This window comes from Bartonella sp. AP57NXGY (assembly GCF_042195805.1).
Taxonomy (GTDB): Bacteria; Pseudomonadota; Alphaproteobacteria; order Rhizobiales; family Rhizobiaceae; genus Bartonella.
This window is the reverse complement of record NZ_JBHIOZ010000175.1, coordinates 1-2,563: the sequence shown is the minus strand read 5'-3', so window position 1 is coordinate 2,563 and position 2,563 is coordinate 1. Positions and strand designations below refer to the sequence as shown.

General features: G+C 32.1%; 1 protein-coding gene. It reads left to right on the top strand.

Translation table 11 applies throughout. From position 1 onward, the window contains the following. Nucleotides 1–957 precede the first annotated feature (957 nt). A complete protein-coding gene (locus ACFIL8_RS09105; RefSeq protein WP_375612292.1) occupies nt 958–1,338 on the top strand; it encodes a helix-turn-helix domain-containing protein in 381 nt (126 codons plus the stop codon). Nucleotides 1,339–2,563: the final 1,225 nt, after the last annotated feature.

Below are 2,563 nucleotides of genomic sequence, written 5' to 3'. Positions count from 1 at the left end.
GCAAAACAATGAAGAAATAACGCATAAAAAATAAAAAATCCTCATGCAATTTCCCTCTACAAGCCCACTGTTATCAAGTCTCTATCAATATGATATCTCAATATTTACGATTTCTGAAAAAAGAATTTTACAATGAAGATATTTATATCGCTTTACACCTTGTAACAAAAGCCAAAAATATCATCAGATTCTCTCATTCCAGCCTGTTCATACTGAAGCAATCAAAACCATTCGCTTGCACCACACAAGCATCTGAATAAAAATGGCTCTTATGAACTTCTTAAAAGCAAGAATTATAATAACATTTTGAACCAACTCAGGTAAATGAAATTTATTATATTAAACATAAAGATTGTTATATTTCATGGACTTTAATTTATACTATTTACGAACAACATATTTGAGATACCTCGATTTAAGATGAATAAAAACGACAAGTTATATCATCTTATGTATACCATATCGGGACAAGAATATTTATCTGTTTATGTACTCTTCAAAGCGGGAAAACAGCCTAATTTGGGGGAGAAAACATAAAATCGTAAAGGAGAAAATCACCCCATTACCTTGCCATCACCCTTTAATTTCGCTTTACAATTTTTACAAGTATCTAAAGTATCTCAAGCAATATTTTTATGTATAATATACGCATTAATTACGTGAAAACTTGAAACAACAAACAAGAAACACTGTTGTAATTTCAATTGACGATTGAAAGTAATTGCCTTATGAAGGAGGCTTGTGTTTTTGGTTGTATACGCGACAATCAAATAGGGTCTGGAAGCCCGAAAAACTCAAACTAGAAATAAAACCGCTTTTGCGGATATCCCGGAATTTCCGGGGGCTCTTGTTATGTCCAAGTGCTTTCAGCACTAAAAGCAAGGGGCTGTTTTGAGTCAGCACTTCCAGACCCCGGAATACTAATGCGAGGGCGCTCGCAACCGGTGGGGACATCAAGTGAAAGCCAAAAATCTACATTTTTACGATATTTCTTTAGGCAAAAAAATTCGCTTCAGAAGAAACGTCATGGGGTTTTCTCAAAAACAATTAGGAAGTCATTTAGGCGTAACATTCCAACAAATCCAAAAGTATGAAAAAGGCTTAAATCGCGTAAGTGCAAGACGTTTACAGGAAATTGCTCATATATTAGATGTTCCCGTTTCCTTCTTTTATGCTGATGGCGCAAAAAAAGAAGAGAACCTCTATCATTGTGATGACAGAATAGCAAGCAAAGCAGAATATTTACTTTTAAAAAATTTCAGAATACTGACCCGCAAAAAACAAAGAGCAATTTTGCAGTTGATTTCTGATGAAAAAAATAACCCCTTATTTTCATAAGTTCATTGCAAAGATAATCAAAGTCCTTAATAATATTGACAAGAATTGTGACTGTCTCCCCACACTTCATGAGAATGAAAATGCTTAATCTAATCTGATTTGTAAATAATCCGAATTCTAACGAGTTTAACTTAGAAATAGTGCATTGATTTATAATGATAATCTAACGTTATTGATATTGAATAAGTGTTTCGAATATCGTAAAATTCTTTCATTTCAAACGTGTTCTATATTGAATCAATCAAAATCTCTTGTTTGCACAACACAAGCAAAGTTGGCGTGTGAGTAAAAATGTACAAAAAGGCATACCTCTTATTGAATCGTCTCACATACCAAGAGCTGTAACGACATTGTTTGCTGAAAAAATGGATGATGGTGCTAACTTGCTCTTTTATTAAACGTAAATATGGGAGTGTTCAACGGCTGACTTTCCACTCATATAAGTCACTTAAAAAAGGCTTGCCAAACAAGCCTAAGAATATTCCCACACACTAAAAAACACTTAAATATATCGAGAAAGCTTAAAGATCATATACCATCATACTACAAATAATGATATTTTATAGCATAACAGGATTAAAGTAAAAATAAGAAATATAAATTAAAAATAGACACGAAAAACTATATGTATAACTTTCATAAGAATTTATCTATATATGGATACTTAAGTTTATCCTGTTGTGCCATAAATTCTATCATTTAAGGTATGAGGATATGAAGCACGCATACCTCCTTGAAACATTCAAATGTTTTTTAGATGCCCAATATCTTTTTAAATATTTTTAGGCCTGCTTGTTGAGCCTTTAGTTTAAGTGAAAAATGAGAAGCCGCTAGAATCTAGCAGTTTACAGACTGTAATAGGAAGCTTCGCTTTTAAAGGCATAGGGAGAAAATCAAATAATTCAACAATTAACAGATAAAGTATAAAAAGATTCCACCAACGCGATACGTAATACCATCTTTAAAAAATTCAAAAGTGTGAAGGTACACATTGACAGAAGATAAGGAATTCACTTAATTAAAGTGTTTTCTAAAGAGATAATAGCTTAGCGTAAAATATTCAATTTTTTCAATTCTGAAAGATTAAAAGAGACGTATTATTTGAAATAAAACAATTTATTGTGCTAATGATGATGATTGGTGTGCACAAAATTGAGTTGTTGAAAATCAAAAATATAATTTAATGATGTTCCTTGACCAACTCACTCTCTCCTGAGTATAGCAC